Annotated in this window: 14 protein-coding genes; all 14 read left to right on the top strand. The window is 39.8% G+C overall.

The features are described from left to right. The first annotated feature begins 3 nt into the window (after nucleotides 1-3). The 14 genes from Q4546_RS00360 (at nucleotide 4) to Q4546_RS00295 (ending at nucleotide 18,520) form a co-directional block, all read left to right on the top strand. A complete protein-coding gene (locus Q4546_RS00360; RefSeq protein ID WP_102439080.1) occupies nucleotides 4-741 on the top strand; it encodes a WecB/TagA/CpsF family glycosyltransferase in 738 nt (245 codons plus the stop codon). A 98-nt stretch (nucleotides 742-839) separates the two neighbouring features. Next, nucleotides 840-2,273, top strand: a complete 1,434-nt coding sequence (locus Q4546_RS00355; protein ID WP_303445469.1) for a mannose-1-phosphate guanylyltransferase/mannose-6-phosphate isomerase — start codon at nucleotides 840-842, stop codon at nucleotides 2,271-2,273. After that, nucleotides 2,266-3,720 carry a phosphomannomutase gene (locus Q4546_RS00350; RefSeq protein WP_303445468.1) on the top strand — a complete coding sequence of 485 codons (1,455 nt, stop codon included), beginning with the start codon at nucleotides 2,266-2,268 and terminating at the stop codon, nucleotides 3,718-3,720. Before Q4546_RS00355 ends, Q4546_RS00350 begins: the two co-directional genes overlap by 8 nt. Before the next feature lie 9 nt (nucleotides 3,721-3,729). After that, complete coding sequence (locus Q4546_RS00345; RefSeq protein ID WP_102520800.1) at nucleotides 3,730-5,130, top strand: undecaprenyl-phosphate glucose phosphotransferase; 1,401 nt, start codon at nucleotides 3,730-3,732, stop codon at nucleotides 5,128-5,130. Between the two features lie 30 nt (nucleotides 5,131-5,160). Continuing rightward, nucleotides 5,161-6,357, top strand: a complete 1,197-nt coding sequence (locus Q4546_RS00340; RefSeq protein WP_102477064.1) for an outer membrane beta-barrel protein — start codon at nucleotides 5,161-5,163, stop codon at nucleotides 6,355-6,357. 14 nt (nucleotides 6,358-6,371) lie between these two features. Beyond that, entirely contained in the window at nucleotides 6,372-6,908 is a 537-nt protein-coding gene (locus Q4546_RS00335) for a polysaccharide biosynthesis/export family protein (RefSeq protein ID WP_102477065.1), read from the top strand. Next, nucleotides 6,909-9,224: a polysaccharide biosynthesis tyrosine autokinase gene (locus Q4546_RS00330; RefSeq protein WP_102477066.1), complete on the top strand. Its 2,316-nt coding sequence runs from the start codon at nucleotides 6,909-6,911 to the stop codon at nucleotides 9,222-9,224. It begins immediately after the preceding gene. Next, a complete protein-coding gene (locus tag Q4546_RS00325) occupies nucleotides 9,221-9,946 on the top strand; it encodes a tyrosine-protein phosphatase (protein ID WP_102439065.1) in 726 nt (241 codons plus the stop codon). The genes Q4546_RS00330 and Q4546_RS00325 overlap by 4 nt, the downstream gene beginning before the upstream one ends. Nucleotides 9,947-9,966: 20 nt before the next feature. After that, nucleotides 9,967-10,686 (top strand): hypothetical protein, encoded by a 720-nt coding sequence (locus Q4546_RS00320; RefSeq protein ID WP_102439063.1) that lies wholly within the window; start codon nucleotides 9,967-9,969, stop codon nucleotides 10,684-10,686. Further along, nucleotides 10,686-12,053, top strand: coding sequence for an O-antigen ligase (locus tag Q4546_RS00315; RefSeq protein ID WP_102439061.1), 1,368 nt, complete (start codon nucleotides 10,686-10,688; stop codon nucleotides 12,051-12,053). Before Q4546_RS00320 ends, Q4546_RS00315 begins: the two co-directional genes overlap by 1 nt. Nucleotides 12,054-12,100: 47 nt before the next feature. Beyond that, nucleotides 12,101-12,991, top strand: a complete 891-nt coding sequence (gene galU / locus Q4546_RS00310; protein WP_102439059.1) for a UTP--glucose-1-phosphate uridylyltransferase GalU — start codon at nucleotides 12,101-12,103, stop codon at nucleotides 12,989-12,991. Nucleotides 12,992-13,750: 759 nt separating this feature from the next. Continuing rightward, entirely contained in the window at nucleotides 13,751-15,454 is a 1,704-nt protein-coding gene (gene aspT, locus Q4546_RS00305) for an aspartate-alanine antiporter (RefSeq protein WP_102439057.1), read from the top strand. Between the two features lie 90 nt (nucleotides 15,455-15,544). Next, entirely contained in the window at nucleotides 15,545-17,155 is a 1,611-nt protein-coding gene (locus Q4546_RS00300) for a bifunctional aspartate transaminase/aspartate 4-decarboxylase (protein WP_303445467.1), read from the top strand. Nucleotides 17,156-17,374: 219 nt separating this feature from the next. After that, nucleotides 17,375-18,520 carry a BamA/TamA family outer membrane protein gene (locus Q4546_RS00295; protein ID WP_102439053.1) on the top strand — a complete coding sequence of 382 codons (1,146 nt, stop codon included), beginning with the start codon at nucleotides 17,375-17,377 and terminating at the stop codon, nucleotides 18,518-18,520. Nucleotides 18,521-18,570: the final 50 nt, after the last annotated feature.

The raw sequence follows: 18,570 nt of genomic DNA, 5'->3' as shown, positions 1-18,570 counted from the left end.
AAAATGGATTTTACAAAAAAGAATAATTTTTTGGGTGTGAATTTTAATGACTTTACAGCCGATAATCTGGTTCATCATATTGTTAATTATAATGGTGAATATTCAATGCTAGTTACGCCTAATGTAGACCATGTCATCAGGTACAACTCTGATTCAAGCTTTAAAACTATATATGATAAAGCTGATATTACTGTCAATGATAGCCGAATTTTAAATCTCTTATCTAAGCTGGCTAGGGTTGATATCGGAGATGTTATTCCTGGTAGTGATTTAACCAAACGAATCATAGAGACTTTGCCAGAAAAAGATTTTGATATAACAGTTATTGGTTGCTCAGATGAAACTATATCCTTTGTAAAAGCTAAATATAAGTTACGCTCAGTTAATCATTATAATCCTCCGATGGGGTTTATTGATGATGATATTGAAGTAGGTAAGTGTGTTGATTTTGTATTAGCCAATCCTGCTAAATTAATATTTCTTTGCGTGGGCTCACCAAGACAGGAAATTCTATGCCAAAAACTTAAACAGGCAGGTGCTTCAGGTCTGGCTTTGTGTGTTGGTGCTTCCTTTTTATTTTTAAGTGGTGAGGAAAAAAGAGCGCCTGTGATATTTCAAAAACTATCACTAGAATGGTTTTTTAGATTAATGCAATCACCAAGAAGGTTATTTGGTCGGTATGTTATTAATGGCGTTAAAATTTTTCCGATATTCATAAAGTACATTCATCAAAAGCATTAATTAATCCTTATTAAAGTGATTGGTAACGCTCATCGCTCCTTTTTTAACGTTAAATTCCCTATTGGTCACTGTAAAAATAATTTTTATCGAGGTTGAATATGATTTTACCCGTAATTATGGCAGGTGGTTCAGGCTCTCGTTTGTGGCCATTGTCTCGCCAGCAATTTCCTAAGCAGTTTCTTACTTTGTTAGATAATCATTCAATGTTGCAAACAACAGCGAACCGACTAGATGGAATTATTCATTCAGCGCCCTTAGTTATTTGTAATGAAGAACATCGTTTTTCTGTTGCTGAGCAGTTTCGTTTAGGCAATATAGATAACAGCGGAATTATATTAGAACCCGAAGGGCGAAATACCGCCCCCGCAATTGCACTTGCTGCTATGTATGCGGTTCGCAATGGGCAAGACCCTTTATTATTAGTGCTAGCCGCAGATCATGTCATTAAGAATGAGACCGCATTTTGTGAGGCTGTCACCAAAGCGGTAACCCTAGCAGAACATAACCAATTAGTGACGTTTGGCATTGTGCCGACAGCGCCAGAAACAGGTTACGGCTATATTCAACGGGGTGAGTTACTCGCTGATGAGCTTGGGTTTGAGGTTTCTCAGTTTGTTGAGAAGCCGAATTTAGCAACTGCGAAAGATTATATTGCCACTGGGCATTATTATTGGAATAGCGGCATGTTTTTGTTTAAAGCCAGTGTTTATTTACAAGAACTTAAATTATATAGCCCTGATATTTTTGCCGCTTGTGAAGCCGCAATGGTCAACACTACTCATGATGTAGACTTTATTCGTGTCGATGAAGCGGCTTTTATTACAAGTCCCGAAGACTCAATTGATTATGCTGTTATGGAAAAGACCAAGCATGCAGTGGTTGTGCCTATGGATTGCGGTTGGAGCGATGTCGGCAGCTGGTCTGCATTATGGGAGATTGAAGATAAAGATCCCCATGGAAACGTCTTTAAAGGCGATGTTATTGGTATAGATACCAACAATAGTTATGTTAAAGCCACTGAAAAACTGGTGGCAACTATCGGCTTAGATGATGTGGTTATTGTTGAAACTAAGGATGCGATTTTAGTTTCAAAACAAGCTGATGTTCAACAAGTTAAACATATTGTAGAACAATTGAAAACTCATGAACGCAGCGAGTGGCAACACCACCGCGAAGTTTATCGCCCTTGGGGGAAATATGACTCCATCGATCATGGCGGACGTTTTCAAGTCAAGCGAATTACTGTCAAGCCTGGGGCAAAGTTATCAGTGCAAATGCACTATCACCGAGCAGAGCATTGGATTGTGGTATCGGGAACTGCGAAAGTAACCAATGGCGATCAAGACATTTTATTAACTGAGAATCAATCTACTTATATCCCTGTTGGTGTTATCCATGCCTTAGAAAACCCAGGTAAAGTGCCTCTAGAATTAATTGAAGTGCAATCGGGATCCTATCTCAGCGAGGACGATATTGTCCGCTTTGAAGACAGATATGGCCGTGTAGCAACAAAAGGCGTATCAAATGCTTAATTCAAAACAAGTGATAGCTTCAAGTCATATCGGTTTTGGAACCAGCGGTGCCAGAGGTTTGGTATGTGATTTCACTGTTGATGTCTGCGCAGCTTTCACAGTGTCTTTTTTAAACACCTTGCAAGACTCTTTTAATGTTCACACAATCGCAATAGCTATAGATAATCGTCCAAGTAGTTTTACGATGGCACAAGCCTGTGCTGCAGCTCTAGAGCTGTGTGATGTAAAGGTTGTTTATTATGGTGTTATCCCAACGCCAGCATTAGCCTGTATTTCGATGAGCCAAGAGGTTCCTTGTATCATGGTGACAGGAAGCCACATTCCCTTTGACCGAAATGGATTAAAGTTTTATCGGCCTGATGGTGAGATTACTAAAGCCGATGAAATAGCGATTTTAAATAGTGAATATTATTATCCTTGCGTAGAGCAACTACCCTTGCTTACCGTGGATAATGCTGCTGAAAATCATTACATAGATCGTTATGTGAGTTTATTTGATTCGCCATGGTTAACTGGTAAGCGCATTGGCATTTATCAACATTCAAGTGCTGGGCGCGATTTATATCCACTCATTTTTGAAAAGCTGGGTGCCGAGGTTATATCCATTGGTCGCAGTGATACCTTTGTGCCTATTGATACTGAAGCAGTTAGTGACGCAGATTGTCAAAAAGCGATCGAGTGGACGCACGAGTATCAGCTTGATGCGTTATTTTCCACTGATGGTGATGGTGACAGACCATTGCTCGCTGATGAGCAAGGTAACTGGCTGCGTGGTGACATTCTGGGGTTACTTTCCGCCAAGGCGTTAGATATCGATGGATTAGTTGTACCCGTTAGCTGTAATACCGCCATAGAACTAAGCCGCTATTTTGATCTAGTCGTAAGAACTAAAATTGGCTCTCCCCATGTGATAGCCGCGTTTTCAGAGGTAGAAAGGCAAAGTAGTCGAATTGCTGGATTTGAAGCTAATGGGGGCTTCTTGCTGGGGTCTACTATCGAGGTTAATGGACATAGTTTGTCTGCACTACCTACTCGCGATGCAGTACTGCCTGTTTTGATGGTACTTCATAGCGCTTTGAGTAAAACTTCTTCCAACTCTATTGCAGAATTAGTAGCACAATTACCCCAACGCTTTACCCATAGCGACCGTTTGACAGATTTTAGCACTGAACGCAGTAAGCACATTATTAAATTAGGTTTACAGCAGCCAGAGTATTTACTTGAGCAATTAAACCTATCTGAAAATAAATTAGTAGAAGTTAATTCTAAAGATGGACTACGCTTAAGTTTTACTAATGGCAATATTGTTCATTTACGACCATCGGGTAATGCTCCGGAATTTAGATGTTACGCCGAAAGTGATTCTATATCCAAAGCTAAAAAATTAGTTGAATATACTTTGTATCAGTTATTGAACATCAATTTAAATGCATCGTTAGTTAATTAGGTGAGCTAAATGGAAAGTCCATCAACACTTCAATTTGTCGGTACCCGTTCTAGTTTCTTATTGCGTATCTTTGATATTGCCATTATTGCCGCCGCATTAATGATCATGATGCATAGCTATAATATTACTTTCAATAAGGACTACTTATTAGTGCTGATTGGGGTGTTATTTTTTTATAGTTATATAGGGGAATCTTTAGGGTTATACCGTTCTTGGCGCTTGGGGCGGTTTTCTACCATGTGCAGAATTATGTGTTTAAATGTAACTCTCGCCTTTTTACTCATGACATTATTATTATTCGTATTTAAATACAGTGAAGTTTATTCTCGGGTAACAGTGGGAGGCTGGTATGTCTTAACACTTATATCTTTAGTGAGTTGGCGACTGTGTGTGCGTGAGTTTAAACGTTTTCGTCGTAAAAAAGGTTATAGCGTCCAAAAAGTAGCCATTGTAGGTTTAACTGAGGCGGGGCAACGCTTATATACTCAAATACAGAAACATGATGAGTTAGGTTTCGAGTGTGTGGGTTTTTATGATGATAGAGACCCAAATCGTATCGAAAATTTAGATTTGTCATGTTTAAAAGGCACGGTGAATGATGCGGTTTATGTTGCTCGCCGAGGGGATATTCAAAAGTTATATGTTTGTTTACCTATGATTGCAGAGCAGCGAATTGCCGATATTATTTTAGCTCTTGGCGATAGTACTGTTGATGTATTAATTACCCCAGACTTTTTATTGAAGAACCTAATGCATGCTCGTATCGGGAGCGTGGGGGAAGTTGATACCTTAAGTGTGTTTGAATCCCCCGTAAATGGGATGATGCGCTTTTATAAACGTAGTTTTGATCTCATGTTTAGTTTTGTAGCCTTGATTATATTAAGCCCTGTTTTATTAGTTATTGCTCTGTTAGTTAAATTAAATTCAAAAGGTCCTATTATTTTTAAACAAGATAGGTACGGACTTGATGGGCGTAAAATTAAAGTTTGGAAATTTCGCTCTATGACGGTGACTGAAAATAGCGATGTCGTTATTCAAGCTAAGAAGGGAGATGCTCGAATAACCAGTATCGGCGGCTTTTTACGTAAAAGCTCGCTGGATGAATTGCCACAATTTTTTAATGTGCTAATGGGGGATATGTCAGTGGTTGGCCCAAGACCTCATGCTATTGCTCATAATGAAGAGTACAGACATTTAGTCTCTTATTACATGCTTCGGCACAAGGTATTACCTGGTATTACGGGCTGGGCCCAGATAAATGGCTGGCGTGGTGAAACCGATACCCTTGATAAAATGGAAAAAAGAATCGAATTCGACTTGGCTTATATAAGAAATTGGTCTATTTGGTTAGATGTGAAAATTGTCTTTATGACATGCTTTAAAGGTTTTGTCGGTAAACATGTTTACTAAAAATCACAATCAAAGGAATAGGTGATAACAATGAGAACAAAGCTAAATATATTTACACTATTAGTCATCTCAGCTGGGATAGCAAATGTGAGTGCTGAAGAAAAAGCTGGGGTAATTACCACTGAGTCCGGTGTTGATTTTATTCCAGCATTAAATGCAGGCTTAAAATATGACGATAATATTGCCAGTAGAAGTACAAATGAAGAAGAAAGTTGGATATTAACCGTAGCCCCTGCGGTGCAGGCAAAGATGCTCGATGGGAATAACATTTATACTATTGATGCCGGTATTGAGTACGGTGATTATTTCGATAGTAGCGACGATAACTACCTTGATGCACTATTAAAAGCTCGCGCTCAGGTAGAGTTAAATCAAAGCAATCGTTTCAATCTTGAAGCTAAGTATTTTTACGGTCACGAAGATCGTGGTACTGGTGTGTTCGATTTTGGCTTTGATGATGGACTGCCAACAGAACCTGCTACCTATGATATTTTTCAAGGTGGTGGTTATTATGAGTATGGCGCTAAATCAACGCCGGCAAGAGTTAGGATTAATGGTTTATATGATTCTAAGGAATATACAAACTTTAAAGAATTAACCCAGTTCCGTAATAAAGATAACGTTAAATTAGGGGCTACCGTTTTTTATGATACTCGAGCAGCCACTAGTATTTTTCTTGATTACCAATATATTCAAACCGCTTATGACGTCATGGATCCTGGCGGAGATAGAGACAGTGATACCCAAAATTTACAGTTAGGTGTTGAGTGGGAAGCAACCAGTACCACTGAGGGTTCTATTAGGATCGGCTATCAGAAAAAAGCATTTGATAATCAAGAGCGGGAAGATTTTAGCGGTGTAGCTTGGGATGCCAAGTTAACTTGGAAACCATTGACCTATAGTCAGTTTGACTTCTATACCGGTCGCAGTAGTGAGGACCCTGATACATTTGGTGATTATGTTCGTGAGACCACTTACGGGGTTAAATGGAACCATGATTGGAGCGACTTGTTTGGTACCACTCTCGGGTACGATCGAATACAAGACGATTACACAGGCTTTGAGCGTGAAGATACCACCAATGTTTATCGCGTTTCGTTCAATTTTGAAGTGTTGCGCTGGATGACGCTAAGAGCAGGTGCAGATATTGCTGACAATACATCAATACAAGAACGCTTTGATTACGATCGTAATATCTATTTTATCACTGCCGAAATGACCTTGTAATTATTGGTGCAATCATGAGATTTCTATTTTTAAGTCTAGTTTTAGCTCTTGTATCCATGATGCTGACATCGACTGCAGAGGCGGTCGAGTCTGATGATAGTTACCTATTAGGGGCTGGTGATACCATTATTATTCAAGTGTATGGTGAGGACGCCTTAACCTTGGAAACTCAACTCACCAATAGTGGCACCATTAATTTTCCTTTTTTAGGCCCAATTAAACTTAACGGTTTGACCATAAAACAAGTGGAGCAAATTGTTTATAAGGGTCTTAAAGGGGATTATTTTGTTGAGCCTAGTGTCTATGTCGGAATGGTGGAATATCGACCTTTTTATATTCACGGCGAGGTTAAAAAACCGGGTGGCTATCCATATCAGCCAGGAATGACAGTTAACCAAGCCATCGCACTAGCCGGTGGGCTGACTGAGCGGGCTTCAGAAGACAAAATCAATATTTCCCGAGAAGGCGCAAAGGTAAACTCCAAGCGTGGCAACATTAACAGTAAGATTTTTGCTGGTGATACTATTACCATTGAACAGAGGTTCTTTTAAATGACTCAGCAGGAAAGGCGAGCCAACCCATTGCCTCAAATTCAAATGGATCAGCTAATTGATTTCAAAAAGCTAATAAAACCTGTTATGCGTTTTAAATGGCGCATATTAACCTTTGCGATGTTGATTACTGCTTTGGTTATTTTTGTCGTATTGAAAATGACGCCAATATACAGTGCAAAGTCTACCTTATTGATCGAATCAGAACAGGCTAATGCTATTAAAATAGATGAAGTTTATGGTATTAATTCAGGGCAGCAAGAATATTATTTAACTCAATTTGAAATTATAAAATCACGCTCAATTGCAGAGCGAGTATTTAACGAATTAGATTTAATAAATCACCCTGCATTTGTCTCAGAACCAAGTTTGCTTAGTCAACTAGCCTATTTACTCGATTTTATTCCAAAAGAATATATTCCCGAAGAGTACCTACCTGATGACTTATTGCCTGAAGGGAGTGCTACAGAAAATGTTGACCAAGAAATTGTTAAGCAACAATTAATCGATACCTTTGCCGAAGATATCAGTATTTCACCGGTTAGAAAAACGCAATTGGTCCATATTCGTTATGAAAGCTCAGATCCCGCCTTGGCCGCATTAGTGGCTAATGTGGTGGGAGATACCTATATTTTAAGTCAATTGGAAGCAAAGGTTGGCATGACACAAAAGGCCAATACTTGGTTAGGTGGAAGGCTAGAAGAGCTAAGATTAAAGCTAGATGAATCTGAAACACGCTTAGAATCTTTTAAGCGGGCGAATGGTCTGGTTGATGTTGAAGGGGTCACAGCGTTAGATGCTAAAGAGCTCGAACGATTAAGTGATGAAATTGCCATGGCACGCTCACGCAAAGCGCAGGCAGAGAGTTTTATTACCGTGGTCAGGCGCTACGGTGCTACTGATATCAGCCGTTTAGAAAGCTTACCTGAAGTAACCTCCCATCCCTCGATTCAAAATGTTAAGCGTGAAGTGGTGATTGTTGAAAGAAAAGTTTCTGAGCTTGAGCAAATTTATGGGCCAAAGCATCCAAAAATGATCGCGGCAAAAGCTGAGCTTAAATCAGTACAGAGTAATTTACATAGCCAAATAGCAAGATTAGTGAGAGGTATTGAAGAAGAAGCGCAAACAGCAGGACGTAAGCTGAAGGGGTTAGAAGCGCAGTTTAATAAATCAAAAGGCTCTTTTCAAAACCTGAGCACTATAGATACTGATTTCCGTCGCATGCTGCGTGAAGTTGATACTAATCAACAATTGTTTGATAGCTTTCTTGCTCGTCAAAAAGAAACCGAAGTGACCGGCAGTTTTGACTCGCCTATCGCCCGCTTTACTGACAGAGCGATTGTGCCAATCTATCCTACTAAACCCAATAAAAAGCTGATTGTAATATTGACCTTTTTTGCCAGCTTAGGCTTTGGGGTGGTGATGGTATTAATACTGGATGGGTTAAATGACACAGTTAAAAATAGCGATGACGTAGAGAAAATATTATCGCAGCGGGCATTAGGTTATATTCCAAAAGCCAAGAAAAGAGCTACTTATAAAGAGATTAACTTCGCCTTTTACGATAATAATCAGCCTTTACATGCAGAAGCGGTTCGCACTATAAGAACATCGATGTCATTAATGGCCATGGGCAGTGACTTCTCTACCATTGAAGTGACATCATCGACGCCTAACGAAGGGAAAACCAGCACTTCAATGAACTTAGGCTTTGCTTTTTCTACGATGGAAAAAGTATTGATAATTGATGCGGACTTACGTAAATCCAGTATGGGCGAGCGTTTTGGTTTACCCTCTTATCAGCCAGGGCTTGCTAATATATTATCAGGTACAGAAAGCTTGCCTCATTGTATCGTTGCTGATGTTAAACCTAATGTCGACTTTATGCCTGCAGGAGCGGTGCCGCTTAACCCTCAAGAGTTACTTTCTTCGAGCCAGTTTCCGAAGTTATTAACCTTGCTGAAAACTCAGTATAGTAAAATCATTATCGATACCCCGCCAATACATGCCGTCAGTGACGCATTGATTATTACTTCGTTATGTGATGCAACGGTATTAGTGGTAAAAGCCGATCATACCCGTAATGAAGTGATTAAATTAAGCTTAGCAAAATTAAATCAAGCGAGAAGTAAAGTCTTTGGTGTCGTTCTAAACCAGTTTAATACGAAAGATGCACAGCATTACCAAGGTGACTATGGCTACTATAAAGCTTACGGCGCAGATCAGACTCCTAAAGATAAACCTGTGCAGTTTGCAGATTATGCCGCCAAAGATAAGCCCAAGCCGTTTTCTGACTTGGACAATATAAAAGTATGATTGATTTACATTGCCATGTATTAGCCAATATCGACGATGGAGCTAAATCCGTTGATGAAGCACTGAGTTTAATGGCTTTAGCACAGGAGCAAGGTGTAACCCGCATGGTGGCAACCCCGCATATCCATCTAGGCATATATGACAATGATATCAACTCAATATCTGCAGCTTATAAGGCGCTTTCACAAGCCCTAGTTAGCTCTAACATTGCTATTGAATTGCGCGCGGCAGCGGAAGTGCGGATTTCACCAGAAATCGTCTTGTTTGTTGAGCAACATAAATTGCCTTTTATTGGTCATTATCAGCAAAAAGATGTCCTACTATTAGAGTTACCCAGTAGCCATATCCCAGCGGGAACAGATAGGTTAATTAGCTGGTTATTGAGTAAAAATGTATTACCGATGATTGCTCACCCTGAACGTAATAGAGAGCTGCAAAACCACCCCCATAGAATTAAGCCCTTTGTCCAAGCTGGCTGTTTATTTCAGTTAACAGCAGCGTCGCTAATTGGCGATTTTGGCTCGGCGCCGCAGCAATTGAGTGAGCAATTTTTAAAAGAGCGTTTTTATTCCATCATCGCTTCAGATTGCCATTCCTTAAAACGTCGCCCACCTAAAATTGCCCAAGCAAAGCAATTGGTTAGTAGCTTAGTTGATGAAGAGTACGCTTTTGCATTAACGACAGAGATGCCCAGAACTATTTCTAATTCGCTATTTCAATAATCATAAGGTGATGACATAAAATGTTGAAGTTTAAAATGATAAAAAACTTCACTTGGTCAAGGCAAAGGCTGATATATGTATTTTTACTCCTTTTGCTAGCGGCGATATTGCCGGTTATTGTGCAAAAAGGCATGGCCAGTGCGTATCATTTTAAATCCCGATTCTATATTGATCATTGGCAGAAAAATAACCCTCCTACCCAGCTTCAATACTCAGCGGCATTATTGGCCGCTGATAATGCTTATAACCTTGATAGTAAAAACCCTCACTATTTATTGACCTTGGCAAAAGTCATGGAGTGGGGCGTATATGCAAATTTTGCCGCTGCCAATAACGCACTATTTAACCAGTTATATACCAATGCCATTTCCCAAAGGCCGACATGGCCTAATGCTTATAGTGATTACGCATATAATTTAGCCTTCATTCAGCATGATGTGTCACAAGTATGGCCTTTATTAGATAAGGCTGTACTGTACGGTCCTTATACCCCTGAAGTATTGCATCAAATTCTAGCCATCGGTTTTGCATATTGGCCTCAGTTAACCCTAGTACAAAAGAAAAACGTTTTTGAAACGGCGCGGATTTCAGCTATGGCTAGCTGGGACGTGCGCACTGATTTGAAGCGCTTAGCCACGCAATATGACATGACGCCAATAGTATGTACCTACTTTAAATTTATCACCCCAGAGTTTACTCCCAAAGATAAAAACTGGGTTGAAAAGGAACTGTGTCGTTAATGGATACTCTTGCCAAACCAACGAAGGTTTTCAGCGGACGCTTTGATCATTTTATGATATTGGCTCTGTGTGTGGTGATTATTTGGATGCCAATCCCTTTAGGCAGTAATCGTATTTGGGCGTTGGCGATCCTTGAATTTACAACAATATCACTGGGGATAGTACATCTTGGCTATTGCCTGAAGCATGATAGTGCATTTTTTCGCTACCAGTGGCAAAAGCAATTATTGCTCCCCCCAGGGCTGTTATTGATATATTTATTTTTACAGTATCTTAATTGGCTTCCAGGTATTGATAGTGTCGACCCTTACCAGACTCAACAACAACTCCTTAAGACTCTGTGTTATTCAATTTTTATTTTCTTATTAAGCCAATATTGTCAGCATTCTAAAACCTTAAGGTGGCTGTTTATAGCAATTATCTTATCAGGGTGTTTGCAGGCTTTTTATGGGGTGATTCTGAATCTACTGCAGTTAGATGCCTCGCCCATTTTAGGTTTTAGTGATGGCGAAAAGGCCCGTGGATCCTTTGTGTATCAAAATCATTTTGCTAATTATTTAGCCTTATGTTTAAGCATTGCGTTTGGTTGGCTGTTATCAGAGCTTAAAACCACTAAGCACGATCAAGATAAGCGCGCCATGCTTATCGGGATGATATCAACACTATTAAGTCGAAAATTAATTTTACGTTTAGCAATCGTGTTGATGGTTATAGGACTAATAATGAGCCGTTCGCGGATGGGCAATGCGGGCTTTTTTGCTGCTTTAGGCCTGATGTCGGTTATTGCATTATTTATTTACCGCCGCCCGCCGACATTGTTTAAACCCTTAGTTATCAGTATTTTTATTTTAGATTTGATTATTGTTGGTTCGATTTTTGGGATTGAAAAAGTTAAGCAGCGCTTAGCTGAGACCAGCTTTGCTTCAGAAACCCGCGATAATGTGGTTATTGATAGCTTACCTATCATTCAAGATAATCTTTTTACAGGTACAGGAGGAGGCAGCTTTTATACGGTTTTTCCGCAATACCAACCCCAGTTTTACTCTGGTTTTTATGATCATGCCCATAATGAATATGTGCAATTTGTAATTGAGTATGGTGTTGTTATGACGGTGATATTAGGCGCTTGGGTGTTGTATTCGTTTTGGCTTGCTTGTCGAACAATGTATCTACGCAATAACAAGCTTTATAAGGGTATCGCATTTGGTTGTGCTATGGCTATCGTATATATGCTCTTGCATATCTCGGTTGATTTCCATCTACAAGCACCAGCCAATACGTTACTGTTTTTAACCATAATAACCCTGTGTTGGTCGGTTCGTTATTTACCTTCTGAGCCTCAGCGAAAGGCTCGAAAATCATTTTAGTTTTACTTTTACTATACAATTTAGCGCTAGTTAAATAAGGATATTTTATGAAAGTTGTCATTCCCGTTGCAGGTTTAGGCACGCGTATGTTGCCAGCTACCAAAGCCATACCTAAAGAAATGTTACCCATTGTTGATAAACCCTTAATTCAATATATTGTTGATGAATGTGTCAGTGCGGGAATTAAAGAAATTGTATTGGTGACTCATGCCAGTAAAAATGCAATTGAAAACCACTTTGATAAATCTTACGAGTTAGAGTCAACCTTAGAAAAACGGGTTAAACGTCAGTTATTACATGAAGTGCAGTCTATTTGCCCTAAAAATGTCACCATTATGCATGTGCGTCAGGGTGAGGCTAAGGGCTTAGGCCATGCGATATTATGTGCAAAACCCTGTATTGGAAATAATCCATTTGCAGTGGTGTTGCCCGATGTCATTTTAGATGCCTACTCAGCGGATCAGCGAACTGAAAACTTAGCTTCTATGCTGGTGCGTTATCAGGAGTCCCAAGCCAGTCAAATTATGGTGGCCCCTGTACCTGATGAGCAAGTGAATAAGTACGGCATTGCAGATTGCGCTGGTGAAACCGTGATGGCTGGAGAGTCAGTCAAAGTGTATAAAATGGTTGAAAAGCCTGCAGTGGGTCAAGCGCCGTCAAACTTAGCCGTGGTTGGTCGTTACGTGTTGTCCGAAAAAATTTGGGATTTACTAGCCCAAACGCCGCCGGGCGCAGGGGATGAAATTCAATTAACTGATGCTATTGATATGCTGATTAAATCAGATGCGGTGGAAGCTTTTAATATGACGGGTAAATCCCATGACTGTGGCGATAAGCTTGGTTATATGAAAGCGTTTGTTGAATACGGTTTGCGAGATGCTAAATATGGCGGCGATTTTAGTCGTGAAATTAAACTGTTATTAACCGAATACGACTAATGTAAGTTAATGAAATTGTGATTTATATACTGTTATATGCGGTGCTACCGAGCCAGCCCTAGCGTCTTTGCTTGAAAAGGCTGACAAACTAAAACCTAATCTTCGATACTGTTGCGGCAATAACGCTAAAATGGTGTTTGAGGTTAGGTTTTTTTGTACCTAAAATTTATGTTAATAATATATAAAACAGAGTTTTATGTTGTGTGGTCGAGGTATGGGTAAAGAGCCCAATCAAAGCCATTATATTGTTGGATAGTCCTCCGCTAAACCGCTAAACCGCTAAACCGCTAAACCGCTAAGCTTGCTGATACTTCATAATCATTTAGTCGGTGAGTTAAGCTAACTTTACTTGGCGCTCAATTCTGAACGCGAAGGCATAGTTCGCCATTTCCTATCTAATTCGTCTATTTTTTAGCTTTTTAATTTATTTTAATAAGTCTAGCAATCTTAGAAATCAACTACCCCTAAGTGAGTATGGCTTAAGGTTATAGTTATCAAGGGGTTTTTATTGGTATTTGATGGTTTGACTTTATTTTGCCTTTTACGAAGGGTTAGATCCATCAAAATGTATTAATTGGATTGTATGTTTATCCCTATGATGTTTTCCAAGGAAGCGAAAGACACAAGGTATCACTGGTCAAACGGTAGGATTGAAAGGTTCAATCTGGATTCAGCAGTGTTAATTCTAGCAAATATGCCAGTCAGTTCGCTCCACCTAATTCTTAATATGTAAACTTAACCTGTAAGGCAGCAATGATTATGAATATCATCCAAAATCTTTTTGCTATTTCGCCCTATATTGCGTTGTTTATTACTCTGGCACTTGGTTATCTGATCGGCAAAATTACCATAGGACGTTTTGTTCTTGGTGGTATTGCAGGTACCTTGTTGATGGGAGTATTAATTGGCCAATTTGGTGTGCAAATAGACCCAGGTGTCAAAACCATCTTCTTCGCATTATTTATTTATGCGGTAGGTTATCAAGGTGGGCCTCAATTCTTTGGTGCGCTTAACTTCAAAACTATCAACATTTTACTTTCCGCTGTCGTGATGACGGTAACCGGTTTAATTACGGTATTAGTGGCAGCTAAGTTATTTAGCTTAGACAGTGGTACTGCAGCAGGTCTTGCTGCCGGTGGCTTAACGCAATCAGCCATTATTGGTACTGCTGGTGATGCGATATCTCAATTAGGTGGCATGACCGAAGAAGCTAAAAGCTTGATGCAAACCAATGTGGCTGTGGGTTACGCCGTAACATACATCTTTGGTTCGTTAGGCCCAATTTTAATGGTGTCATGGTTAATTCCGACCTTTATGAAATGGGATATCCGCGAAGAAGCACTAAAGCTAGCTGAAAAAATGTCTGACGGTAAGCCTGAGCTGGCGCCAGGTGAATTTAATGCGATGACAGATCTTGTGTCACGTGCTTATAAAATTCCTACAGACAGTCGATTAATTGGTCAAGATATTCAAACTGTAAACGGTGATCTGCTTGATACCGCTATCGAAATGATTTCACGTGATGGTCAAAACATTGAAGTTGATAAATCAGTGGTGATAAAAGCGGGTGACATCTTAGTGGTAACCGGTCTTCGCCAAGCTATCGCTGGACACATAGAGTCAGCCAAGCATGAAGTGGCATTACCACGTGGCACCGTATTAATTGAAGAAAATCGTCAACTTGTTGCTAATGACAAGCAATTAATTGGTAAAACACTTGCACAGATTAAAGCTGAAACTAACGTGGATACCTTACGTGGTGTGTATGTTACCGACGTGATCCGTGGTGGTAACTCGCAAAATATTTCAGCCGATTTTATCGTCCATAAAAATGACATTATTCAAGTCACTGGCTCTGCAAAAGATATTAACCGTATCGAAAAAGGCATCGGTAAGCGTTTAGTTTCATTATTTTCAACTGACTACGTACTGTTTGGTTTAGGTATGGTAGGTGGCTTATTAATTGGTCTGATTAACTTCGAAATAGCCGGTATTCCAGTGACAATTGGTTCAGGTGCAGGTTGTTTGATTTCAGGTTTATTTGTGGGCTGGTTACGTAGTCGTAAACCAAATATGGGATCACTGCCACTGGGCGCTTCAAACTTCTTACGTGACTTTGGTTTAGCGGTATTTGTTGGGGTTGTCGGTTTACAAGCAGGACCTCAGGCAATCGATATGGTTAAAGAAAACGGTTTAACCTTATTGTTCCTAGGTGTCGCGGTAACCATTATTCCACAAATTATCTCTTTCTTTATCTCTTACTACGTATTGAAGATTAAGAACCCGATTGAAGCACTAGCTTGTGTTGCAGGTGGCCGCAGCGCTAATCCAGGCTTTGCAGCTCTACTTGAAAAAGCAGGTAATGCAACACCGGTATTTGCTTTCACGGTCACTTACGCCATTGCCAATGTATTACTCACCCTTTGGGGTCCAATCATTGTCGGCATTATTTCAACCCAATAATTACCCTAGATAGTCGATGAGAGTGACGTCTCCTCTTATCGACTATCACCCCAAATTCACCCTTTTAAATTGATAAATAGGTAAAATATTATGACTACATCAAATACTCAAACTGTACCAACAATCGATTTCACTAAATTTGCCAACTTAAGCCCATTTGAATTAAAAGATAAATTGATTGAAATGGCTAAAACCGTTCCAGATCGTATTTTATTGGATGCGGGCCGCGGTAACCCCAACTTCTTGGCCACCTTACCTCGTAAAGCATTCTTACGTTTAGGCGATTTTGCTATCGAAGAATCAGAGCGCAGCTACTCATACTTAAACGAAGGTTTTGGTGGTATTCCGGATGGTGTTGGCGTGGTAGAGCGTTTTGATACCTTTGCTAAAGAAAACCTAAACAGAGATGGCGTTAAGTTTTTACAAAAAGCAATTAGCTATGCTAATGACCGTTTAGGTATTGATAAGCAAGCTTTTTTACACGAATTTGTAAACGCGTTTTTAGCCTGTAACTACCCTGTGCCTTCACGTATGTTAACCAACATTGAAAAAGTGGTTAAGCAGTACATAGGTGAAGAAATGTATGGCCCAATGCCAATGACAACTGACTTTGACCTGTTCGCTACTGAAGGTGGCACTGCGTCTATGACTTATACTTTTGCGACAATGTTCAACAATGGTTTACTTAAAAAAGGCGACAAAGTGGCGTTAGTGACGCCTATCTTTACCCCTTATTTAGAGATTCCAGAGCTTGCTGAATATGAGTTAGAAATTGTTGAATTACGCTTAGACGAAAATACATGGCAGTTACCACAATCAGAAATTGAAAAATTAGCTGATACCGGTATCAAACTATTGTGTGTGGTTAACCCTGCCAATCCTGCATCGGTTAAGTTTTCAAACGATACGTTAGACCGTTTAACTGACTTTGTTAACACACAGCGCAAAGATTTGTTCATCATCACTGATGACGTATATGGCACATTTGCAGACAACTTTATTTCGCTATTTGCCAAACTGCCATACAACACCTTATGTGTGTATTCATTCTCAAAATACTTTGGTGCAACCGGCTGGCGTTTAGGTACTATCGGTATTCATTATGAAAACGTATTTGATGATGCAATGCGTGCGTTACCAGAAGCGCATCAATTACAGTTAGATAACCGTTATAAAACACTGACACCTGAACCAAGAGACATTAAGTTTATTGACCGTATCGTTGCCGACAGTCGTGCTGTAGCCCTAAACCACACAGCTGGTTTAGCATTACCACAACAGGTGCAAATGGCATTATTTTCATTAAGTTGTTTAATGGACTTGGAAGATAATTACAAAGCAGCTTGTAAACGTATTATTCGTGAACGTTACATCACATTGTATAAAAACATGGGTGTTGAAATTGAAGAAAACGAAGACCGTGTTGATTACTACACCCTACTAGAGTTAGATGCTTTAGGTGGTAAACTTTATGGCGATGAGTTTGTACAATGGTTTAAAGATAACAATAAAGGTCAAGACTTCCTCTTTGTGTTAGCGTACAAAACAGGGGTAATTTTATTACCAGGTAAAGGATTTGATGTTGTTCATGCTTCAGTGCGTGTATCACTAGCTAACCTAACTCACTACGATTATGAGTTAATTGGTCGTGCGACAAGAGTCGTACTTGATGGCTACTTTGCAGAGTATCAAGCAAGCTAGTTAATCAATACCGCAGTTAATCAGTCAAATATTGACTGATGATTGAGAAATGAAAATGCCAATCTTTTGATTGGCATTTTTTATGCTTGATTGAAAAATTTTGTACTATATTTCACAGTTATACAAAGTATTAAAACAGCAACAAAGCTTAATTGGGCAAGATTGCGACATGGTGTATTAGCTGCGTGATACTAGAGCAAATGAATTAAGGGAGTATCTATGGGAACGATCAGGTTGAATTCTATTGTTATTGGCCCATTGCTGTGTATGCTGCTGACGCCTATGGCTGCTGTTGCTAATGATAATGCTGAAGATAGCGTTGCCAATGAGCCAAGCTCATTAGTGCCAAATTTAAAAGAAAACCAAGCACCTTTAACCGTGAATAAAGGCAATTTTGTGGCAGCGCCCATTCCGTTTTCAAATCCGACCATTGATTCAGGTTTAGGCGGATTAGTGGGCTACTTTTATCCACAAACCGCAGAGCAAAAAGCGGTACAACCTCCTTCTGTTACCGGTATCGCAGGGTTTTATTCCAGTAATGACAGTTGGGGCGCGGCAGTTGGCCATGCCAGTTATTGGGATAATAATAACTGGCATTTAAAAGGTGGGGTCGCCTATGCCGATTTAAAGCTGCCGTTAGTGTCAACCGAGTTGCTTGGTTTACCTATCGACGTTGATTGGGATATTTCTGGCTACGGTGCACTGCTTGAATTGGAGCGACGCATTAGTGGTAATTGGTTTGTCGGAGTTAATGGGGTATTCATTGATTTTGAACAAGACTTTAATGTTAACATTAGCTCCATCGATTTCGATTTACGAAATGAAATTGTCTCCGCAGGACTTGGTGCTGGGATTATTTATGATTCTCGTGATGTGCCTACTAACCCTTATGATGGTTATTACTTTAAGCTCAACGGCACTTTTTTTGATGATGCCATTGGCAGTGATACCAACTTTGAATCTTATTCATTAGAGTTTGATGGTTATTTTCCTGTGCATGAGTCGATAACCGTGGCTTATAAATTAAAAGGCTGTTTGAAAGAGGGTAACGTGCCGCTATGGGCAGCTTGTCGTTTAGGGTTACGTGGTTTTTCATCCACTGAATATATGGCCTTAGGTGCCATTGAAACAGAAGCTGAAGCCCGTTGGCGTTTTCATAAGCGCTGGGGATTAGTGGGTTTTATTGGCGCAGGTAAATTGGATGATGTGAATCATGCGGATAAATCTGATGATATCATTCCTTCATACGGTATTGGCGTGCGCTTTATGCTACAACCAGCAGAGCGAATCAATTTACGCTTAGATTATGCTCGCTCATCCAATAATAATGATGCGCTTTATCTTTCTGTCGGGGAAGCATTTTAATATCGTTATTTTAGTCTATGACTTACATTAGATGTTGTTTATATTGGTTG

It is taken from the genome of Shewanella sp. 4_MG-2023 (assembly GCF_030548015.1).
Lineage (GTDB): Bacteria > Pseudomonadota > Gammaproteobacteria > Enterobacterales > Shewanellaceae > Shewanella.
The sequence above is the reverse complement of the archived record's forward strand: the minus strand, read 5'-3'. Positions and strand labels throughout refer to the sequence as shown.